Annotated in this window: 15 protein-coding genes; 9 read left to right on the top strand and 6 right to left on the bottom strand. The window is 71.2% G+C overall.

Annotated features, from left to right (window positions below; translation table 11 throughout):
- Positions 1-216: 216 nt before the first annotated feature.
- The 4 genes from ACFY2L_RS12520 (at position 217) to ACFY2L_RS12505 (ending at position 5,169) form a co-directional block, all read left to right on the top strand.
- Positions 217-1,866: a glycoside hydrolase 43 family protein gene (locus tag ACFY2L_RS12520; protein WP_390822418.1), complete on the top strand. Its 1,650-nt coding sequence runs from the start codon at positions 217-219 to the stop codon at positions 1,864-1,866.
- Positions 1,867-1,951: 85 nt separating this feature from the next.
- Positions 1,952-3,991, top strand: coding sequence for a non-reducing end alpha-L-arabinofuranosidase family hydrolase (locus tag ACFY2L_RS12515; RefSeq protein ID WP_390822245.1), 2,040 nt, complete (start codon positions 1,952-1,954; stop codon positions 3,989-3,991).
- 200 nt (positions 3,992-4,191) lie between these two features.
- A complete protein-coding gene (locus ACFY2L_RS12510; protein WP_390656910.1) occupies positions 4,192-4,623 on the top strand; it encodes an ATP-binding protein in 432 nt (143 codons plus the stop codon).
- A 132-nt stretch (positions 4,624-4,755) separates the two neighbouring features.
- Positions 4,756-5,169 (top strand): cytidine deaminase family protein, encoded by a 414-nt coding sequence (locus ACFY2L_RS12505; protein ID WP_390656909.1) that lies wholly within the window; start codon positions 4,756-4,758, stop codon positions 5,167-5,169.
- 125 nt (positions 5,170-5,294) lie between these two features.
- Here the strand turns inward: ACFY2L_RS12505 and ACFY2L_RS12500 are convergent, their stop codons facing one another.
- Positions 5,295-6,029: an IPT/TIG domain-containing protein gene (locus tag ACFY2L_RS12500; protein ID WP_390656908.1), complete on the bottom strand. Its 735-nt coding sequence runs from the start codon at positions 6,027-6,029 to the stop codon at positions 5,295-5,297.
- A 400-nt stretch (positions 6,030-6,429) separates the two neighbouring features.
- On the opposite strand from ACFY2L_RS12500, the gene ACFY2L_RS12495 reads away from it, so the two are divergent.
- Positions 6,430-8,115 carry an IPT/TIG domain-containing protein gene (locus tag ACFY2L_RS12495; RefSeq protein ID WP_390822244.1) on the top strand — a complete coding sequence of 562 codons (1,686 nt, stop codon included), beginning with the start codon at positions 6,430-6,432 and terminating at the stop codon, positions 8,113-8,115.
- A 62-nt stretch (positions 8,116-8,177) separates the two neighbouring features.
- Here ACFY2L_RS12495 and gap read toward each other — a convergent pair whose 3' ends face one another.
- The 3 genes from gap to ACFY2L_RS12480 all read right to left on the bottom strand — a co-directional run bounded on the left by gap (position 8,178) and on the right by ACFY2L_RS12480 (position 10,303).
- On the bottom strand, positions 8,178-9,206 hold the full coding sequence (gene gap, locus ACFY2L_RS12490) for a type I glyceraldehyde-3-phosphate dehydrogenase (RefSeq protein ID WP_390822243.1): 1,029 nt from the start codon (positions 9,204-9,206) through the stop codon (positions 8,178-8,180).
- A gap of 171 nt (positions 9,207-9,377) precedes the next feature.
- A complete protein-coding gene (gene pflA, locus ACFY2L_RS12485; protein WP_390822242.1) occupies positions 9,378-10,172 on the bottom strand; it encodes a pyruvate formate-lyase-activating protein in 795 nt (264 codons plus the stop codon).
- Positions 10,169-10,303, bottom strand: a complete 135-nt coding sequence (locus ACFY2L_RS12480; RefSeq protein WP_390656904.1) for a hypothetical protein — start codon at positions 10,301-10,303, stop codon at positions 10,169-10,171. The genes pflA and ACFY2L_RS12480 overlap by 4 nt, the downstream gene beginning before the upstream one ends.
- 679 nt (positions 10,304-10,982) lie before the next feature.
- Here ACFY2L_RS12480 and ACFY2L_RS12475 point away from each other — a divergent pair.
- The 4 genes from ACFY2L_RS12475 to ACFY2L_RS12460 all read left to right on the top strand — a co-directional run bounded on the left by ACFY2L_RS12475 (position 10,983) and on the right by ACFY2L_RS12460 (position 15,167).
- Positions 10,983-11,288, top strand: coding sequence for a ferrous iron transport protein A (locus ACFY2L_RS12475; RefSeq protein WP_390822241.1), 306 nt, complete (start codon positions 10,983-10,985; stop codon positions 11,286-11,288).
- 38 nt (positions 11,289-11,326) lie between these two features.
- Positions 11,327-13,237, top strand: coding sequence for a ferrous iron transporter B (locus tag ACFY2L_RS12470; RefSeq protein WP_390822240.1), 1,911 nt, complete (start codon positions 11,327-11,329; stop codon positions 13,235-13,237).
- A gap of 6 nt (positions 13,238-13,243) precedes the next feature.
- Positions 13,244-13,831 (top strand): NifU family protein, encoded by a 588-nt coding sequence (locus ACFY2L_RS12465; protein ID WP_390822239.1) that lies wholly within the window; start codon positions 13,244-13,246, stop codon positions 13,829-13,831.
- Between the two features lie 286 nt (positions 13,832-14,117).
- Positions 14,118-15,167: an aromatic acid exporter family protein gene (locus tag ACFY2L_RS12460; RefSeq protein WP_390822238.1), complete on the top strand. Its 1,050-nt coding sequence runs from the start codon at positions 14,118-14,120 to the stop codon at positions 15,165-15,167.
- A 68-nt stretch (positions 15,168-15,235) separates the two neighbouring features.
- Here ACFY2L_RS12460 and ACFY2L_RS12455 read toward each other — a convergent pair whose 3' ends face one another.
- Both ACFY2L_RS12455 and ACFY2L_RS12450 read right to left on the bottom strand, forming a co-directional pair.
- Positions 15,236-16,225 (bottom strand): magnesium and cobalt transport protein CorA, encoded by a 990-nt coding sequence (locus ACFY2L_RS12455; protein WP_390822237.1) that lies wholly within the window; start codon positions 16,223-16,225, stop codon positions 15,236-15,238.
- Positions 16,226-16,372: 147 nt separating this feature from the next.
- A complete protein-coding gene (locus ACFY2L_RS12450; RefSeq protein ID WP_390656898.1) occupies positions 16,373-16,852 on the bottom strand; it encodes an ATP-binding protein in 480 nt (159 codons plus the stop codon).
- Positions 16,853-17,010: the final 158 nt, after the last annotated feature.

Genomic DNA, 17,010 nt, shown 5'->3' with positions numbered 1-17,010 from the left:
GGGGCTTTCAGCCACACCCGGTTCCGAAATATTTCGAAGTGAATGACGAATAATGCGAGGACTATTGACGGAGCCCACTGGTTCCCTACCATCCAAAATGCTCGATAACTCGATCGAGGTTCGAGATGTCGAACCGACGGTTTCGAGCGGACGTCCGGCACGCGACGAACGGGACCCCCGCACCGGCGAGGCAGCACGAGGAGACGGCACATGGATATGTCATGCCCTGATCAGTACTTCGGCCGTCGCCGGGTCCTGGCCGCCGCCACGGGGCTGGTCACCGGCGCCGTCCTTCCGGCGGCCGCGGCCGCCGAGACCACCGGCGCCCCCGCCTCCGCCACCCCCGGAACGGCCCCCGCGCCCGCCGCGGCCTACACCAACCCGGTGATCTGGCAGGACTTCGCGGACATCGACGTCATCCGCGTGGGCAGCACGTACTACGCCTCGGCGTCGACGATGCACTACTCGCCGGGCGCACCCGTTCTGCGTTCCCACGACCTGGTGAACTGGGAGATCGCCGGCCACTCGGTGCCCGTCCTCGACTTCGGCGCCAAGTACGACCTGAACGGGGCCCGCGGCTACGTCCGGGGCATCTGGGCCTCGTCGCTGGCCTACCGTCCGAGCAACAGGACGTTCTACTGGCTCGGCCAGATCGACTTCGCCCGGACCTACGTCTACACCGCCACCGCCGCCGAGGGGCCGTGGAGCAGGCTCACGACGATCAGCACGCCGTACTACGACGCCGGACTGCTCGTCGACAGCGACGACACCCTGTACGTGGCGTACGGCAACACCACCATCAGCGTGGCCCAGCTCTCGCCCGACGGGCGCAACCAGGTGCGCACGCAGCAGGTGTTCACCACGCCGTCGAGTGTCGGCACCCTCGAGGGCTCCCGCTTCTACAAGATCAACGGGCAGTACTACATCTTTCTGACCCGCCCCGCGAACGGGCAGTACATCCTCAAGTCCTCGAGCGGCCCCTTCGGTCCCTACACGATGCGGCAGGTCCTCCTCGACCTGCGCGGGCCGATCGCCGGCGGTGGCGTCCCGCACCAGGGCGGGCTGGTGCAGACGCAGGGCGGCGCCTGGTACTACATGGCCTTCGTGGACGCCTACCCCGGCGGCCGGGTGCCCGTCCTGGCACCCGTCAGCTGGACCTCGGACGGCTGGCCCGTCGTCCAGCTCGTGGACGGCGCCTGGGGCGCGTCGTATCCCGGTCCGGCCGTGTCCGCTGCGCCCCGCCGGATCACCCGGATGACCGGTGTCGACTCCTTCGACGGGACGGCCCTCTCACCGCGGTGGGAGTGGAACCACAACCCGGACAACACCAAGTGGTCGGCGGGCGGCGGACTGACCCTGCGGACCGCGACCGTCACCGGCGACCTGTACGCGGCCCGCAACACACTCACCCACCGCATCCAGGGGCCCACCTCCACCGCCACCGTCCAGCTCGACATCTCGGCCATGCGGGACGGCGACCGCGCCGGCCTGGCGCTGCTGCGCGACTCCTCCGCCTGGATCGGTGTCAGGCGCGACGGCGGCGTACCGCGGCTGGTGATGGTCAACGGGCTGACCATGGACAGCAACTGGAACACCACCGGCACCGGCACCGAGGCCGCGAGCGCGCCCCTCTCCGGCAGCCGCGTCTGGCTGCGCGCGACCGCGGACATCCGTCCCGGCGCCGCACGCCCCGGGACCTTCTCCTACAGCACCGACGGCACCAGCTTCATCCGCCTCGGGCCCTCCTTCTCCATGGGCAACGACTGGCGGTTCTTCATGGGCTACCGATTCGCCCTCTTCAACCACGCCACCCGGGCGCTCGGCGGCGCGGTCCGCGTCCCGCGGTTCGAACTGTCCACGCCCTGACCCGATCCGACCGACCGATCCGACCTACCGACCGATCCGACCGATCGCACCACCTCAACCCCCCGCCAACCGTACGAGGAGATCCATGAACCCGCTGAAACGGCTCGGCCGTCGCCGAGCCTCGGTGTTATCCCTGCTGGCCGTGGCCACCCTGGTCACGCCCGTCGCCGCGACCGCCGCCCCCGACGCCGTCCGTGCCTCCACGCTGGGCGCCCAGGCGGCCCAGTCCGGACGGTACTTCGGGACCGCGGTCGCCGCCGGAAAACTCGGCGACGGCACGTACACCACGATCCTGGACCGCGAGTTCAACTCGGTCACCCCCGAGAACGAGATGAAGTGGGACACGACCGAGCCCTCTCGGAACGCGTTCAACTTCGGCCCCGCCGACCAGATCGTCAACCGCGCGGCGGCCCGCGGTCAGCGCGTGCGCGGCCACACCCTCGTGTGGCACTCCCAACTGCCCTCCTGGGTCAGCTCCATCGGCGACGCGAACACCGTGCGCAGCGTCATGAACAACCACATCACCACGGTGATGAACCGCTACAAGGGCCGGATCCACTCCTGGGACGTGGTCAACGAGGCCTTCGCCGACGGCGGCAGCGGCCAGCACCGCCCCTCGGTGTTCCAGAACCGGCTGGGCGACGGCTTCATCGAACAGGCCTTCCGCACCGCGCGGTCGGCCGACTCGGCGGCCAAGCTCTGCTACAACGACTACAACATCGAGGACTGGAACGCCGCGAAGACCCAGGGCGTGTACCGCATGGTGCGCGACTTCAAGGCGCGCGGCGTGCCCATCGACTGCGTGGGCTTCCAGGCCCACTTCGGCACCGGCGGCCCGCCGTCGAACTTCCAGACCACGCTGTCGAACTTCGCCGCCCTCGGCGTCGACGTCCAGATCACGGAGCTGGACATCGCCCAGGCGCCGACGACGGCGTACGCGAACACGGTACGGGCCTGCATGAACGTGGCCCGCTGCACCGGCATCACGGTCTGGGGCATCCGCGACAGCGACTCCTGGCGCAGCGGGGAGAACCCCCTGCTGTTCGACCGCGGCGGAAACAAGAAGTCGGCCTACCAGTCGACGCTCACCGCGCTGGGCGGCACGGCGGCCGCACGTCCCGCAGCCGCCGCCGAGAGTGCCACGACCCGGTCGTCCCGGTCCGCCGCCGCGCTGCCCTCCCGCTTCTCCTGGAGCTCCAGCGGTGCCCTGATCTCCCCGAAGTCCGACGCGACCCACAACATCGCGGGGATCAAGGACCCGTCGGTCGTCTACTACAACGGCAAGTACCACGTCTTCGCGAGCACCGCGAGCGCCTCCGGGTACAACCTGGTGTACCTGAACTTCTCCGACTGGTCGCAGGCGGGTTCGGCCACGCACCACTACCTGGACCGCACCGCCGTCGGCACCGGGTACCGGGCCGCGCCGCAGGTGTTCTACTACGCGCCGCAGCGCCTGTGGTACCTCGTCTACCAGACCGGCAACGCCTCGTACTCCACCAACCCCGACATCAGCAACCCCAACGGGTGGAGCGCGCCCCGCAACTTCTACTCCTCGATGCCGGACATCATCCGGCAGAACATCGGCAACGGCTACTGGGTCGACATGTGGGTGATCTGCGACAGCGCCAACTGCTATCTGTTCTCCTCCGACGACAACGGTCACCTGTACCGCTCCCAGACCACCGTCGGCCAGTTCCCGAACGGCTTCACCAACACCGTCATCGCGGCCCAGGACTCCAACAGGTACGCGCTGTTCGAAGCGAGCAACGTCTACAAGGTGCAGGGCGCCAACCAGTACCTGCTCCTCGTCGAGGCCATCGGCACGGACGGCCGGCGCTACTTCCGCTCCTGGACCACGAGCAGTCTCGCCGGGTCGTGGACACCCCTGGCCGCGTCCGAGAGCAACCCGTTCGCGAAGTCGGGCAACGTGACGTTCCCTGCCGGTTCCTGGACCCGGGACATCAGCCACGGGGAGATGATCCGCGCGGGCTACGACCAGACGCTGACCATTCCCTCCTGCCGGCTCCAGTACCTGTACCAGGGCCTGAACCCCAACGCGACCGGTGACTACAACACCCTCCCGTGGCGGCTCGGCCTGCTCACCCAGACCAACTCGACCTGCTGACCGGTCGCAGGCCCCCGGCGCACCGTCGGGGGCCTGCCTCCCCGAGTTCCCCGAGGCCGTCGAGCAGATCGCCCGATCGCGCCGGCCGGCGCTACGGTCCGGCCGCGAACGGAGGTCGCCCTATTGAGCACGCGGTTTGCGGGCACACGGGACTTTCGAAACACCCCCTAGGCCCCCGCTGGTTCGCTCAAGGAGAGACCGTGGCAAAAGACTCGTCGATGAGGGCTGTCGGATGGGCACGCTCCCTGCCGGTGAACAGCGGCGTGAAGGCGGCCAGGGACTGGACGCGTGCGCATCTGGAGACGCTCGGCTGGTCGCGGACGGCCCCGGATCTGGTGGACTCCGTTCTGCTGGCCGTGTCCGAGCTGGTCACGAACGCCCACGTCCACGCCCGTAGTGCGGCGCAGCTCATCCTCACCTGGGACGAGGAGTGCCTGCACGTGACCGTGCACGACGCCTCGCCCCGGCTGCCCGAGCAGCGTTCCCCGGGTGAGGGGGCGCCAGGGGGGCGGGGTCTGCTCCTGGTCGACGCCTTGGCCGACGACTGGCAGGCCTACCGCTGCCCGCGCGGCAAGGAGGTGACCGCCTGCTTCCAGCCGCCCCACCAGTCCGGCGCCTGCGGCCTTCGGTGAGGCTTGGGTGACGAGCGTCGAGCGTCGTGCGCAGAGCGTCCGGGACGGGGTCGTCCACGAGGTGCCGATATTCGCTTGCACACCGCCGTCACTCGGGTCACCGTCGGCTGACACCCGACGAAGGCAGAGAAGATGACCACGCAGATCCACCACGTCGACCACGAACTTGTCCAGGCCGCGGCGCACGTCGCCGGCACTCGCTGCCGGGGTGACAACCACACGATGGCGGCCGCGGCCCGTGCCCGGGACGGCCGGATCATCACCGCGGTGAACGCCTACCACTTCACCGGGGGACCCTGCGCCGAACTGGTGCTCATCGGCGCGGCGGCCGCCCAGGGCGCCTACGAACTGGACACGATCGTCGCCGTGGGCGACCGCGACCGGGGAGTCGTTCCCCCCTGCGGCCGGTGCCGTCAGGTCCTTCTCGACTACTTTCCCGCCCTCGAGGTCATCGTGGGCGGCGGCGACCGCGTCCGCACCGTCCTCATCACCGACCTGCTGCCCGAGAGCTACGTCTGGGCCGACCACCAGCTCGACGCCGAGTAGCCCGCGCCGACTCGGCGCGGGCCCCGCGGTGCCCGCATGCCTCACCGAACGGTCCGTCCGACGGAGCCGGGCCTGTTCCCCGGTTCCGTCGGACGGACTGCGGACTCTGGTGTGGGCCGGGCGGCTCAGCCGGGGGTGACCGTGTAGGTGAACGTCTGCGAGGAGTCGCTGCCGCCCGCGCTGGTGAGGGTGACGGTGACCGTGCCCGTGCCGCCTGGCGAGTAGGCGACGATGGTGGTGTCGTCGATGACGTTGTAGGAGGTCGAGTCGGGACCGTACGACACGTCCACGACGTCACTGAGGTGGGTGCCGGTGATGGTGGAGGCCGTGCCGCCGTAGTCCGGTCCGGTGGTGGGGTCCATGCTGGTCACCGTCGGGGCGGCCACGTAGGTGAAGGTGAGCCCGTTGGTGGTGCCACCCTTGGTCGTGACGCTGACGGGGACGGTCTGGGGGGTGGTCACGGGCGGCACCGTGACGTTCAGCGTGGTGTCGTTCACCACCGTGGGGACGACGGAGTTGGAGCCGAAGGACATCGACGTGGCGGTCGTCAGGCTCGAACCGGTGAGGGTGACCGGGATGCCGTCGAGTGGCCCCACGGTCTCACTGAGACTCGATTTGGTCGGGGGCGTGATGTAGTAGTACCAGACCGGGGCCGTCGTTCCGCCCGGGGTGGTGACGGTGACCTGGACCGCCGCGTTGTTCGACGGCGCCACAGCGGTGATCTGGGTGGCGCTGTCTACGGTGAAGCTTGCCGACTTGGTTCCGAACTTCACGCTGGTGGCGCCCGTGAAGTTCGTGCCGGTGATGACGACCTGGTTGCCGCCCGAGGTGGGTCCCTGGTTCGGGTTGAGAGTGACCACGAGGCTTCTCCTCCGCGCTGGGTGCTTTCTTCTCCGGGAAGGCGGCCCCGCATGCGGGAGCAATGGGCCTGTGTCGCCGGCACCATTTCAGTGGAGTCGGACTCTCACGCAGGGCGTCCCTCGTACGAAAAGCGAAGCAGGCATTCCGCGGATGGAGTAGGGCCCATATGATGCACTGAGTGGTGAATACGATGAGATGAATTAATCCTCAGTACCGGAATATGCGCCCGAGTGCCCCCATGCACCTCTTATATGGAGGGGCAGTTGATGGGACGATCCAGGAAGCATAGGGAAACGACTCCTGAAATCACGGGCGCCGGGTCATTGAATCTCAGGGCATGAAATCCTCGACTCGCTCTGACACTTACCGAATTCGGGAGTCCGGTCGAGAGGATCCAGCATGTCCGTCAGTCAAGCCGGGCCGGAGACAAGGCAGTTGGGGAATGCTCCGTCGCACGCCCTGGTCGCCGACGCCGACACGATCCCGGTGGGAGCGGCACCCCACTCCGTCGTCATGCGGCCCGACGGGCTGCGCGCCTACGTGACCGACTCGGGTGCCGACACGCTGAGCGTGATCGACACCGCCGCCGACGCCGTCGTCGCCACCATCGGTGTGGGGTCCGGCCCGTGGTCCGTCGCGGTCACCCCGAACGGCCTGCGCCTCTACGTGACGAGGCCCGGCTCGGGCACCGTCGGCATCGTCAGTACGGTGACCGACACCCTCGTCGGCAGCGTCGGCGGCCTGACCGCGCCGCGCGGGCTGGCCGTCACCCCCGACGGAGCCCGCGTGTACGTGGCGAACTCCGGCGCGAACACCGTGAGTGTCATCAGCACGGCCACCAACACGGTCACGAACACCATCCCCGTGGGCAGCGGCCCCCAGGTCGTCGCCCTCCGTCCCGACGGTCTGCGTGCCTACGTCAGCAACTCCGTGGCCGGCACCGTCAGTGTGATCGACACGGTCGGCAACAACGTCGTGGCCACCGTGACCGGCTTCAGCACGCCCCTGGGCCTGGCCGTCACGCCCGACGGGACCCGCGTGTACGTGGCGAACTCCGGTGCCCGGAAGGTGAGCGTCATCAGCACGGGCACCAACACCGTCACCGACACGGTCTCCGTCGCCGCCAACCCGCACTATCTGGCCGCCTCCCCGGACGGGACGCTCGTCTACGCCTCCTTGACCGGCGCGGGCTCGCTGACCGTGATCAACCCGAGCAGCAACAGCGTCAGCGGAACGATCCCGGGATTGGCCGAGCCCCACGAGGTGGCGACCACACCGGACGGCGGGTATCTCTACGCCGTCGACCACGGTGACGACACGGTCCACGTCCAGCGGAGGCCGGCCGGCATCTCCCCCAACACGGGCCCCCGCGGCGGCGGAACGACGGTGGTCATCAAAGGGCGGGGCTTTCTCGGCACCACCGACGTCCGCTTCGGGGTCCGGCAGGCCAAGGACTTCGCCGTCGTCAGCGACACCACGCTCACCGTCGTCACCCCGGCCGCCATCAGGTCGGCCGTGCCGGTCACCGTGACCGCCAGCGGCGGGACGGCGATCGTCGGCCACTACTACTACCGCCGGCTGCCCGTCGTGAGCCACCTCTCGGCCGCCTCCGGATCGATGAACGGCGGAAACGTCGTCACCCTGACCGGACAGCGGTTCGTCGGGGTCAAGTCCGTGCGGTTCGGCAACCTGGAGGTGCCCGCCACCGTCGTCTCGGACACCGAGCTCAGGGTCACCGTCCCGGCGTCCGGCCTCGCCCGCAGCGTCCCCGTCTACATGGTCAGCCCGGGAGGCGTCTCCAACAGCCTCTCCTACGCCTACATCGGCAGTCCCACCATCACCAGCATCAGCCCGGTCTCGGGGCCGCGGGCCGGCAGCCGTATCGTGAATCTCAACGGGACCTTCCTGTCCCAGGTCAACGGCGTCACCTTCGGCGGCGTCGCGGCCCTCTCGTTCAAGGTCATGTCCGCCGTCAAGGTCCAGGCGGTCACCCCACCGATGCCCACCACCGGTCCCGTGGCGGTGGTCGCGACGACCTCCACGGGAGCCACGGCGACGTCCCCCACGCCGTACACGTACACCTGATCACCTGATCCCGGGCGGTCCTTCCGCCGACGCGTTGGGGGACGGGGACCCGCCGGACCGGATCAGCTCTGCGGAAGCCGGGCGGCGACGTACTCGGTGAGGTCGAGCAGCCGGTTGGTGTACCCCCACTCGTTGTCGTACCAGCCGAAGACCTTGACCAGATCGCCGTGCGCCTGGGTCAGCGGGGCGTCCAGGACGCACGAGGCGGGATCGCCGACGACGTCGCGCGAGACGATCGGGGCGTCGGAGACCCGCAGGACGCCCTTCAGCGGTCCGTCGGCGGCCTCCCGGTAGGCGGCGTTGACCTCGTCGGCGGTCACCGGCCGGTCCAGGACCACGCTGAGGTCGGTCAGCGACCCGTCCTCGACGGGCACCCGTACGGCGATGCCGTCCAGGGTGCCGGCCAGTTCGGGCAGGACCAGACCGACGGCACGGGCGGCGCCGGTGGACGTGGGGATGATGTTGACGGCGGCGCTGCGGCCACGCCGCAGGTCCTTGTGCGGGCCGTCCAGGACCACCTGGTCGTTGGTGTAGCCGTGGATGGTGGTCATCAGCCCCTTGACGATCCCGAAGTTCTCGTCGAGCACCTTCACCATGGGGGCAACGCAGTTGGTGGTGCAGGAGGCGTTGGAGACCACGTGGTCGCTCTGCGGGTCGTACGTGCCCTCGTTGACGCCCATCACGATCGTGGCGTCGACGTCCTTGCCGGGCACGGACAGCAGCACCTTGCGGGCGCCGCCCCGCAGATGCAGGCCGGCCTGCTCACGGGTGCGGAAACGGCCGGTCGATTCGATCACGATGTCCACGCCGAGGTCGCCCCAGGCCAGTGCGGCCGGGTCGCGCTCGGCCGTCACGGCGATGCGCCGGCCGTCGACGGTGAACGACGTCTCGTCGTGCTCGACGGTACGGTCGAGGCGGCCGTAGGTCGAGTCGTAGGCGAGCAGATGGGCCAGCGCGGCCGGCGAGGCGAGGTCGTTGACCGCCACCACCTCGACCGGCGAGCCCGCCGCCGTCTCCGCACGCTCGAGCACGCAGCGCAGGTAGTTCCGTCCGATGCGGCCGAAGCCGTTGATGCCCACGCGCACGGTCATGTCCGTCGCCTCTCGATCGATGCCCGGTGGTGTTCCGGTTGTGCTGCCAGTCTGTTGGGCGGGAGCGGGTGGGGCTTGGGCCTCACGGGGCCTGGATGAGGGACCTTGGGCCCCACCGGCCCCCGATGCGCGGTCCCGCGTCTCTTCGATTCGAGCCGGTGAGCGGGGCGTTCAGTAGGCGTTCAGGCCCAGCTCGCGGAACTGGTCCCGGACCCGCCCGACCAGGTCCGGCCCCGGGGTGGGTGTGTTCCGCAGGCGGAAGGGCACGCCGAGGGCGTCGTACTTGGCGGCGCCGAGCTTGTGGAAGGGCAGGACCTCGACGCGGTCGATGGTGCCGAGACCGGCGAGGAAGCGGGCGAGGCCGTACACGGCGTCGGGCGAGTCGGTCCAGCCGGGCACCAGCACGTAGCGGATCCACACCCGCTTGCCGAGCCGGTCCAGGCGCCTGGCGAAGTCCAGCGTGGGGGCGAGTTCGCCGCCGGTCAGTTCCCGGTAGGTGCGGACGTCGAAGGACTTGATGTCCAGCAGGACCAGGTCGGTGTCGGCGAGGAGTTCGTCGGTGGCGCGGGAACCCAGGTAGCCGGACGTGTCCAGGGCGGTGTGCAGTCCGGCCTCCTTGCAGCGGCGCAGCACCTCGCCGGTGAAGGCCGGCTGGAGCAGGGGTTCGCCGCCGGTGACGGTCACCCCTCCCCCGGCGGTGGTGACGAAGGCCCGGTACTTCTCGATCTCCGCCATCACCTCGTCCACCGTCGCCTCCCGGCCGTCCCGCATGTGCCAGGTGTCGGGGTTGGCGCAGTACAGACAGAGCAGGGGGCAGCCGCTGACGAAGAGCACGAACCGGGTCCCGGGACCGTCCACGCCGGTGGACAGGTCCCAGGAGTGGATCCGGCCCGTGGTCGGCGCGGGGGCCGTCGCCCGCTCGCATCCCGCGGCGCGGCCCGCCGCCGGGTCGGTCGCGGTACTCACAGCGTTCCTCCGAGGGTGTGGCCGGTCACGTGGAACCGCCGCCCACGGTCCGTGGAACCGGTCGGGCACAGGGCCTCGATCTGCCGCCGGGCCGCGGCGGTCCGGCCGCCGGCTGTCACGGTCGTGGTCATCACGGTTCCTCTCGTGCGCGTTCGTCTCGCCGTCGATGCTCGCCGTCCGGGACTGATCGAGGGAGCGCCGTACAGGGCAGGTTCTCGATCCGTCCGGCACCGGCTGCCGGGACCATCGGCCCCGGTTGCGCGGGCGGACGTGACCGTCCGAGGGCCGTGGCGGGCGGATCAGCGTGCCGGGGAGGCCGGGGACGATCGGGTACGCGCGTCCAGGGCGCCGGTCTCGGGCGCCCCTCGTGCGTCGCCCGAACCGGACGGCCCGGTCGGCGGCCGCCGCCTCGGGACCCGTCCAGCCGGTGTCCCGCCGGTCCCGTTCGGCGCGAGCGGCGGCCCACCCGTCCCGTCGGCGCGACCGGGAGCCTGCCCGTTCCGTTCGGCGCGACCGGCGGCCCACCCGTCCCGTTCGGCGCGGACTGAACAGCCCGGCGGGCGGATCGGCGGCGCAGCGGCGCCGTGGTCGGCTCGAACCTGCCGCCTCGACGACGGCCCGAGGCCGGCTCCGCCGTGCGGGGGGGGACCGAATCGGCTGGGCCAAGGGCCGTACGGCCCTGTGAGCCGGGCCGGACGGTGCCTTCGTACAGGCCGGATTCCAGCCATCACCGAGAGCAGGCAAGGCTAGCCTCACTGACATCTGGGTGACCGGACGGCACGCGTCCGGCATGGCGTGGCGGAGACGCGGATGAGCATGGGTGATGAGTACGCCGGAGCCCCGGGTCGCCGGGCGACGGCTGTGGTGGGGCGCGCGCCGCGTTCCCTGGCCGACCTGGCGCCCGGTGCTCGCGCCACGGTCGTCGAGGTCGTCGCGGACGGAGAGCCCGAGACGGTACGCCGGCTGGGCGCCCTCGGGTTCACTCCCGGCACCGTGGTGGAGGTCGTGCGCCGGGCGCCGCTGCGGGACCCGGTCGTCTACCGGCTGAAGGACTACGAGGTGTGTCTGCGGCGGGCACAGGCCGCGTACGTGCGCACCATCGGGGCCGACCGGTGACCGCGGGCTGTCACGGGCCCGCGGGTGTGGCCACGGGCGTGACCGAGGATGCGCGCATCGCGCTGGTCGGCAGCCCCAACGCGGGCAAGACCAGCGTCTTCAACGCCCTGACGGGTCTGCGCGCCAAGACCGGCAACTACCCGGGCGTGACCGTGGCCCGGTACGTCGGCACCTGCCGGGCCGGCGGCCGCGCCCAGCTCATCGAGGATCTGCCGGGCACCTACAGCCTGGAGCCGATCAGTCCGGACGAGCGGATCACCGTGGACGTCCTGGACGGCCGGCTGGACGGCGCACCCCGGCCGGACGCGCTGCTCGTCGTCGTGGACGCCACCACTCTGCGGCGCTCGCTGCTGCTCGTCGCGCAGGTCCTGGCCCGCTCGCTGCCGACCTGCGTGGTGCTGACGTTCACCGATGAACTCGCTCTGAGACAGGGCCGCTTGGACGTCGACGCGCTGTCCCGGGCCCTGGGCGTACCGGTGCTCGCCGTGGTCGGCCACCGCAGGCTCGGCATCGCGCAGCTGCGGGAGCGCATCGCCTCCTGGCGGTCCTGGCCGGCCCCGGTCCTCGCCCCGCCCACCGACCCCGCCGAACTGGACGCCTGGGCGGAGTCGGTGCTCGTCTTCGCCGGCTACCGCCCGGCCGAGCGGCATCGGGCCACCCAGCGCCTCGACGCGGTGCTGCTGCACCCCGTGTGGGGCCTGATCGTGTTCTTCGCGGTCATGATGGTCTTCTTCCAGACCGTGTTCACCCTCGCGGCGCCGCTGCAGGGTGGTGTGGAGACGCTGTTCGGATGGCTGTCCGGCCTCGTCGCCGACCATGTCGGCAGCCCGTGGCTGTCCGGACTGCTCGGTGACGCCGTCATCGGGGGCGTCGGCGGCGTCCTGGTCTTCGTCCCGCAGATCGTGCTGCTCTTCCTGCTCCTCGCACTGCTCGAAGGCGTGGGCTATCTGTCGCGGGCGGCGTTCCTCATGGACCGGGTGATGGCACGGGCCGGGCTGGAGGGGCGGGCCTTCGTGGCGCTGCTGTCGTCGTTCGCCTGCGCGATCCCCGGCATCATGGCGACGCGCACCCTGCCCTCGGCGAAGGACCGCCTGGCCACGATGATGGCGGCCCCGCTGATGACCTGTTCGGCGCGCCTCCCGGTGTATGTGCTGCTCATCGGCCTGCTGGTGGACCCGTCCAGCCGGATCGGCCCGTTCGGCGCGCAGGGCCTGATCATGTTCGGCCTCTATCTGCTCGGCGCGGTCTCGGCGATGGTCGCCGCCTGGGCGGTCAAGAAGCTCACGGACCGCCATGGCACGCCGATGCCGTTCTTCATGGAAATGCCGCCCTACCGGATGCCCGCGCCTCGCGCGGTGCTGCTGGCGATGTGGTCGTCCGCCCGGGCCTTTCTGCGCAAGTGCTCGACCGTCATCGTGGTCACCTCCCTCGCCCTGTGGCTGGCTCTGAACCTGCCGCTGCACTCCGCCGCGCAGATGCGGGCGGCCGGTGTCGACACCACAAACTCCGTGGCCGTGTCCGCCTATGTCATCGACCACAGTTACGCCGCGACCGTGGGCCGGGCCGTCGCACCCGTCTTCGATCCGCTGGGCTTCGACTGGCGGGTCAACGTCGGCGTGTTGTCGGCCCAGTCCGCCAGGGAGACCTTCGTCGCCACCCTCGGGCAGGTCGCCGCGGCCGAGGACGCGGAGAATCCGGCCGGGGCCCTGCGCGCCATGACCTACCCGGACGGGCCCCGCGCCGGGCAGCAGGTCCTCACCGCGCCCACGATCGCCGCGCTGCTGGTCTACTTCGCCTACGCGTTGCAGTGCATGGCCACCGTCGCGGTCATCCGCCGGGAGACCGGCACCTGGAGATGGCCGGCGATCGCCTTCGGCTATCTGACCGTGACGGCCTGGCTCATGGCCCTTCTGGCGCGCACCGTCACCGCCGCGCTGACGGGCGGGTGAGCGCCGGTGATTCCCCTGCACCCCCAGCCCCTCCCCGGCCGTCCCCGCCAGATGCGCTGGATCGTCCCCGCCGGCACCCTCGCCTGCACGGGCCCGGCCACCGCGGTGCCCGCACCGCTGGCGGCACTGCTGGCCGACGGCACCCTCACCCGGGTCGTCGTCGAGCCCTCCGCCGTCGTCACCGATCTCGGCGAGAACCGGTCCTGGTCCGGCGACGGAGCCAGAATCCGTACCGCGCTGCACCGGTCCCTCGAACACCCGGCGGACTGGCGCACCTCGGCCGAGCCCGCCGGCGATGGCCACGCCGCCGGCGACGCGGCGCTGTATGCCGCGGCCCGGGAGCTCCTCGCCGGACCGTCGGGCCGGTACGCCCGCTCGCACGGCGGCACCATCGACCTGGTCGAGGTGCGCGAGGGAGTCGTCACCGTCCGTCTCGGCGGCACCTGTGACGGGTGTCCCGCCGCCTGGATCACTCTCCAGCACCGCCTGGAACGTCTGCTGCGCGAGCGGTGCCCCCACCTCGTCGAGGTCAGGCAGACCGGCCCCGGCGGCCGGGTTTCCCGCCTGATCCACCGGGCCGCCTCCCGGGCCTGACACCGCCATGCGCGACGGCACACCCGGATGGATGCCCGCGGCGGCCGTGCGGACCGCCGCCTCGCCGACGGAGATCCGCACGGCGCCGGCCCACCGGTCGCCGATGCCGGGGAACCGCCGGCCGTGAGGGTGCCCACAGCGGCGCATCCGTCGTCCCTGGTGTGGCACTTGCTGTGCCATGGAGTGGTGGGCGAGGACGACGGGAGCGGTTCGGCGGCATGGCTGGGCCGTCGTGGGGGCGGTACGGCGGGCGTGGAGCGAACCGGGCCGTGAACGCGATCTGGTGATGCAGGCCGGCAAGGCGGCGCTGGCCGCCTGTGCGGCGTGGGCGGTGGCGGGGTGGTGGCTGCAGGCTCCGATGGCGTTCGTCGCTCCCTGGGTGGCGGTCGTGCTGGTCGAGTCGACGGTGTACCGGTCGCTCGCGCACGGTCTGCAGCAGCTGGCGGCGATCGCGGTGGGCACGGTGGTGGCCACGGCCGTCGCGTTGCTGCTGGACAGCACGATGATCACGATGGTCCTCGTGCTTCCGGCGGTCCTCCTGCTGGCGCAGTGGCAGCGCCTCGGCAGCCAGGGCATCTACGCCGCCACCGGCGCGCTGTTCGTCCTGACCAGCGGACAGGTCACCGTCCTCACCTCGGGCGCGCGCATCGTGGAGGCGGTCTTCGGGGCGGTGGTCGGCCTCGCGGTCAACGCGCTGATCCGGCCCCCGCTCTATCTGCGGGACACCCGCGCCGCCCTCCAGGACGCCGCTCGCGAGGCGCGGGACATTCTGGCCGACGTGGCCGAGGGGCTGGCCGGCGGTGAGGGGGGCACCCACGCGGCCGGGGAGTGGCACGAGCGCGCGCTGCGGCTGGGACGTCTGGTCGAACAGGCCCGCTCCGCGATCGGCTGGAGCCGCGAAAGCATGCGGGGCAATCACCGTGGCCGCGGTACGGCTGCCGTCTCCCCGCCCGGCAAGGCGTACGACGACGCGCTGGCCGTACTGGACCATGTCGCCGTGCACACCGCGGGCGTGACCCGCACCGTGCTGGAGATCGCGAGCCGCAAGGACGGCGAGGCCCGTCCCGCCCCGCAGATCACCGGCCCCTACGCCGACTTCCTGCGCCACACCGCCCGGGCGATCGGTCTCTACGGCGGGACCCGGCTGGCGGGCACCGGCTCTGAGCGGTCCGCCGACGGAGCGCTGCGCGAGGCTGTCGCGGAGCTGCGGCGCAGCCTCGACGAGCTCCAGCGGCGGCTGCCCGGGACCGTGCGGGAGGATCCCGAGGCGCTGGCGACGCACGGCGAACTGCTGGCCCAGGCCCGCCGTCTGGCCGCTCAGCTCGTCCAGGACTGACGCCTTCGGGGGCGACGCCGGCCGCGGCACCGGGCCGATTCCGCCCGGCCGGCGTAGTCGCCCGGCGTCTACAGCCAGCCGTTGCGGCGGAAGGCCCGGTGCAGCAGGGCGGCGGCGCCCACCATGACGGCGATGGCGAGGGGGTATCCGTAGGCCCAGCTCAGTTCGGGCATCTGGGCGAAGTTCATGCCGTAGACGCCGGCGACGAGGGTCGGGGTGGCCAGGATGGCGGCCCAGGCGGAGATGCGGCGCATGTCGTCGTTCTGCCAGGTGCCGACCCGGGCGAGGTGGGCGTCGAGGGCGGAGTTGAGCAGCTCGTCCTGGGAGCGCACCTCGGTGTCGGTCCGGTGCAGGTGGTCGGCGACGTCGCGGAAGTACGGCAGCATCTCCTCGGACCACTCGGCGTGGGGGCCGGCGAAGTCCTGCGCCACCGGGACCAGGGGCTGGACCGCGTCCCGGAATTCCAGCACCTCCCGTTTGAGGGAGTAGATCTCCTCGGTGAGGTCCTCGCGCTCCGGGGAGAACACGCGCCGCTCCAGCGCGGCAAGCCCGGTGCGGATCTGGACGGCGGCCTCGGTGTAGGAGTCGACCACGGTGTCGAGCACGGCGTGGAGCACGGCGGCGGGCCCGAAGCGCAGCAGCGGCGGGTCCGCACGGAGCCGCCGGGCCGCCTCGGCGGTGGGGTCGGCCGCGCCGTGACGGACGGTCAGGGCGAACCGCGGGCCGGTGAAGACCATGACCTCGCCGGTCTCCACCTCGCTGCCGTCCTCGACGTACCACAGTGTCTTCAGCGCCACCGCGAGCACGTCCCCGTACCGCTCCCGCTTGGGCCGCTGATGCGCCTCACCGGCGTCCTCGACCGCCAGCGGATGCAGCCCGAGAGGGCCGGCCAGTTCCTGCACATCCCCCGGACCGGGATCGTCCAGATGCACCCAGCAGAACTCGCCTCCCGTCACCCGCTTCAGACTGTCCAGCACCGCCGCACGACCGCCGTCGGCCTGTCGGCAGTCCACCTGTTCCGGCTCGTCCGCTGACTCGCGGTAGATGACACACCTCATGCTTCACGCCTGCACCGCCGCGGCGATTGCATGCCCGCCGCCCGTCGGCAACCGGCCGCCGGACGCGGCGTTCCCCTGGCCGTCCCCCCAGGCGGCCCCGCCCGGGGCGGTCGTGGCCGACGTCCACGCCGCGAGCCGGGGCGGGGGTCAGGCCCGGTGACGGCCGGCCACGCCGCCGTGATCGTCCAGGAGCGCGATACGGGCGGTGATGCGTTTGCCCACCGGCTCGCGCTGTGCCTCGAAGCCCTCGGCGACCGCCATCACGATCTCCAGCCCGTGCTGGCCCACCCGGCCCGGGTCGGCGGCACGGGCGACCGGCAGCACCGGGTCGCTGTCCCAGACCACCACCTCCACGACGGCGCCGGTGACACGCAGATCGAGCAGCACCGGCCCGGGTGCGTACTTGCGGGCGTTGGTGACCAGTTCGCTGACCACCAGCTGCGTGAGGTCCATCGCGCGCGACGAGACGGGTATCCCGCGGTCGGCCTGGAGACGCGTCAGGAAATCGACCGCGAGACGGCGGGCCTCGGCGATGCACGTTCCGTCACCGTCCAGCGCGGCGGACACCTGCCACGGATCCCGGTTCACACTGATGGGACCCTCCTCGCCGACAGGGACTGATTCCATCCCCACTGTCTTCATCACCCCGTTCATACGCCCGCGCGTACCCGCCCTCGCCCCGTGCACGCCTGCCTGCCCCCACTCGGCACGGCATCGCCGGACGCCCCGTAGTATCCAGGCAGCCTTCCGGCGGGAAACGGCCGGCCGAAGTCACTGAGCGTTGT

It is taken from the genome of Streptomyces sp. NPDC001381, assembly GCF_042895685.1.
Lineage (GTDB): Bacteria > Actinomycetota > Actinomycetes > Streptomycetales > Streptomycetaceae > Streptomyces.
The sequence above is the reverse complement of the archived record's forward strand: the minus strand, read 5'-3'. Positions and strand labels throughout refer to the sequence as shown.

What these genes read in the sequence shown, in the direction of transcription:
- ACFY2L_RS12520 (WP_390822418.1), top strand. Translation starts at nt 217, where the DNA reads ATGTCATGCCCTGATCAGTACTTCGGCCGTCGCCGGGTCCTGGCCGCC.
- ACFY2L_RS12515 (WP_390822245.1), top strand. Translation starts at nt 1,952, where the DNA reads ATGAACCCGCTGAAACGGCTCGGCCGTCGCCGAGCCTCGGTGTTATCC.
- ACFY2L_RS12505 (WP_390656909.1), top strand. Translation starts at nt 4,756, where the DNA reads ATGACCACGCAGATCCACCACGTCGACCACGAACTTGTCCAGGCCGCG.
- ACFY2L_RS12495 (WP_390822244.1), top strand. Translation starts at nt 6,430, where the DNA reads ATGTCCGTCAGTCAAGCCGGGCCGGAGACAAGGCAGTTGGGGAATGCT.
- gap (WP_390822243.1), bottom strand. Translation starts at nt 9,206, where the DNA reads ATGACCGTGCGCGTGGGCATCAACGGCTTCGGCCGCATCGGACGGAAC.
- ACFY2L_RS12480 (WP_390656904.1), bottom strand. Translation starts at nt 10,303, where the DNA reads ATGACCACGACCGTGACAGCCGGCGGCCGGACCGCCGCGGCCCGGCGG.
- ACFY2L_RS12475 (WP_390822241.1), top strand. Translation starts at nt 10,983, where the DNA reads ATGAGCATGGGTGATGAGTACGCCGGAGCCCCGGGTCGCCGGGCGACG.
- ACFY2L_RS12460 (WP_390822238.1), top strand. Translation starts at nt 14,118, where the DNA reads ATGCAGGCCGGCAAGGCGGCGCTGGCCGCCTGTGCGGCGTGGGCGGTG.
- ACFY2L_RS12455 (WP_390822237.1), bottom strand. Translation starts at nt 16,225, where the DNA reads ATGAGGTGTGTCATCTACCGCGAGTCAGCGGACGAGCCGGAACAGGTG.
- ACFY2L_RS12450 (WP_390656898.1), bottom strand. Translation starts at nt 16,852, where the DNA reads ATGGAATCAGTCCCTGTCGGCGAGGAGGGTCCCATCAGTGTGAACCGG.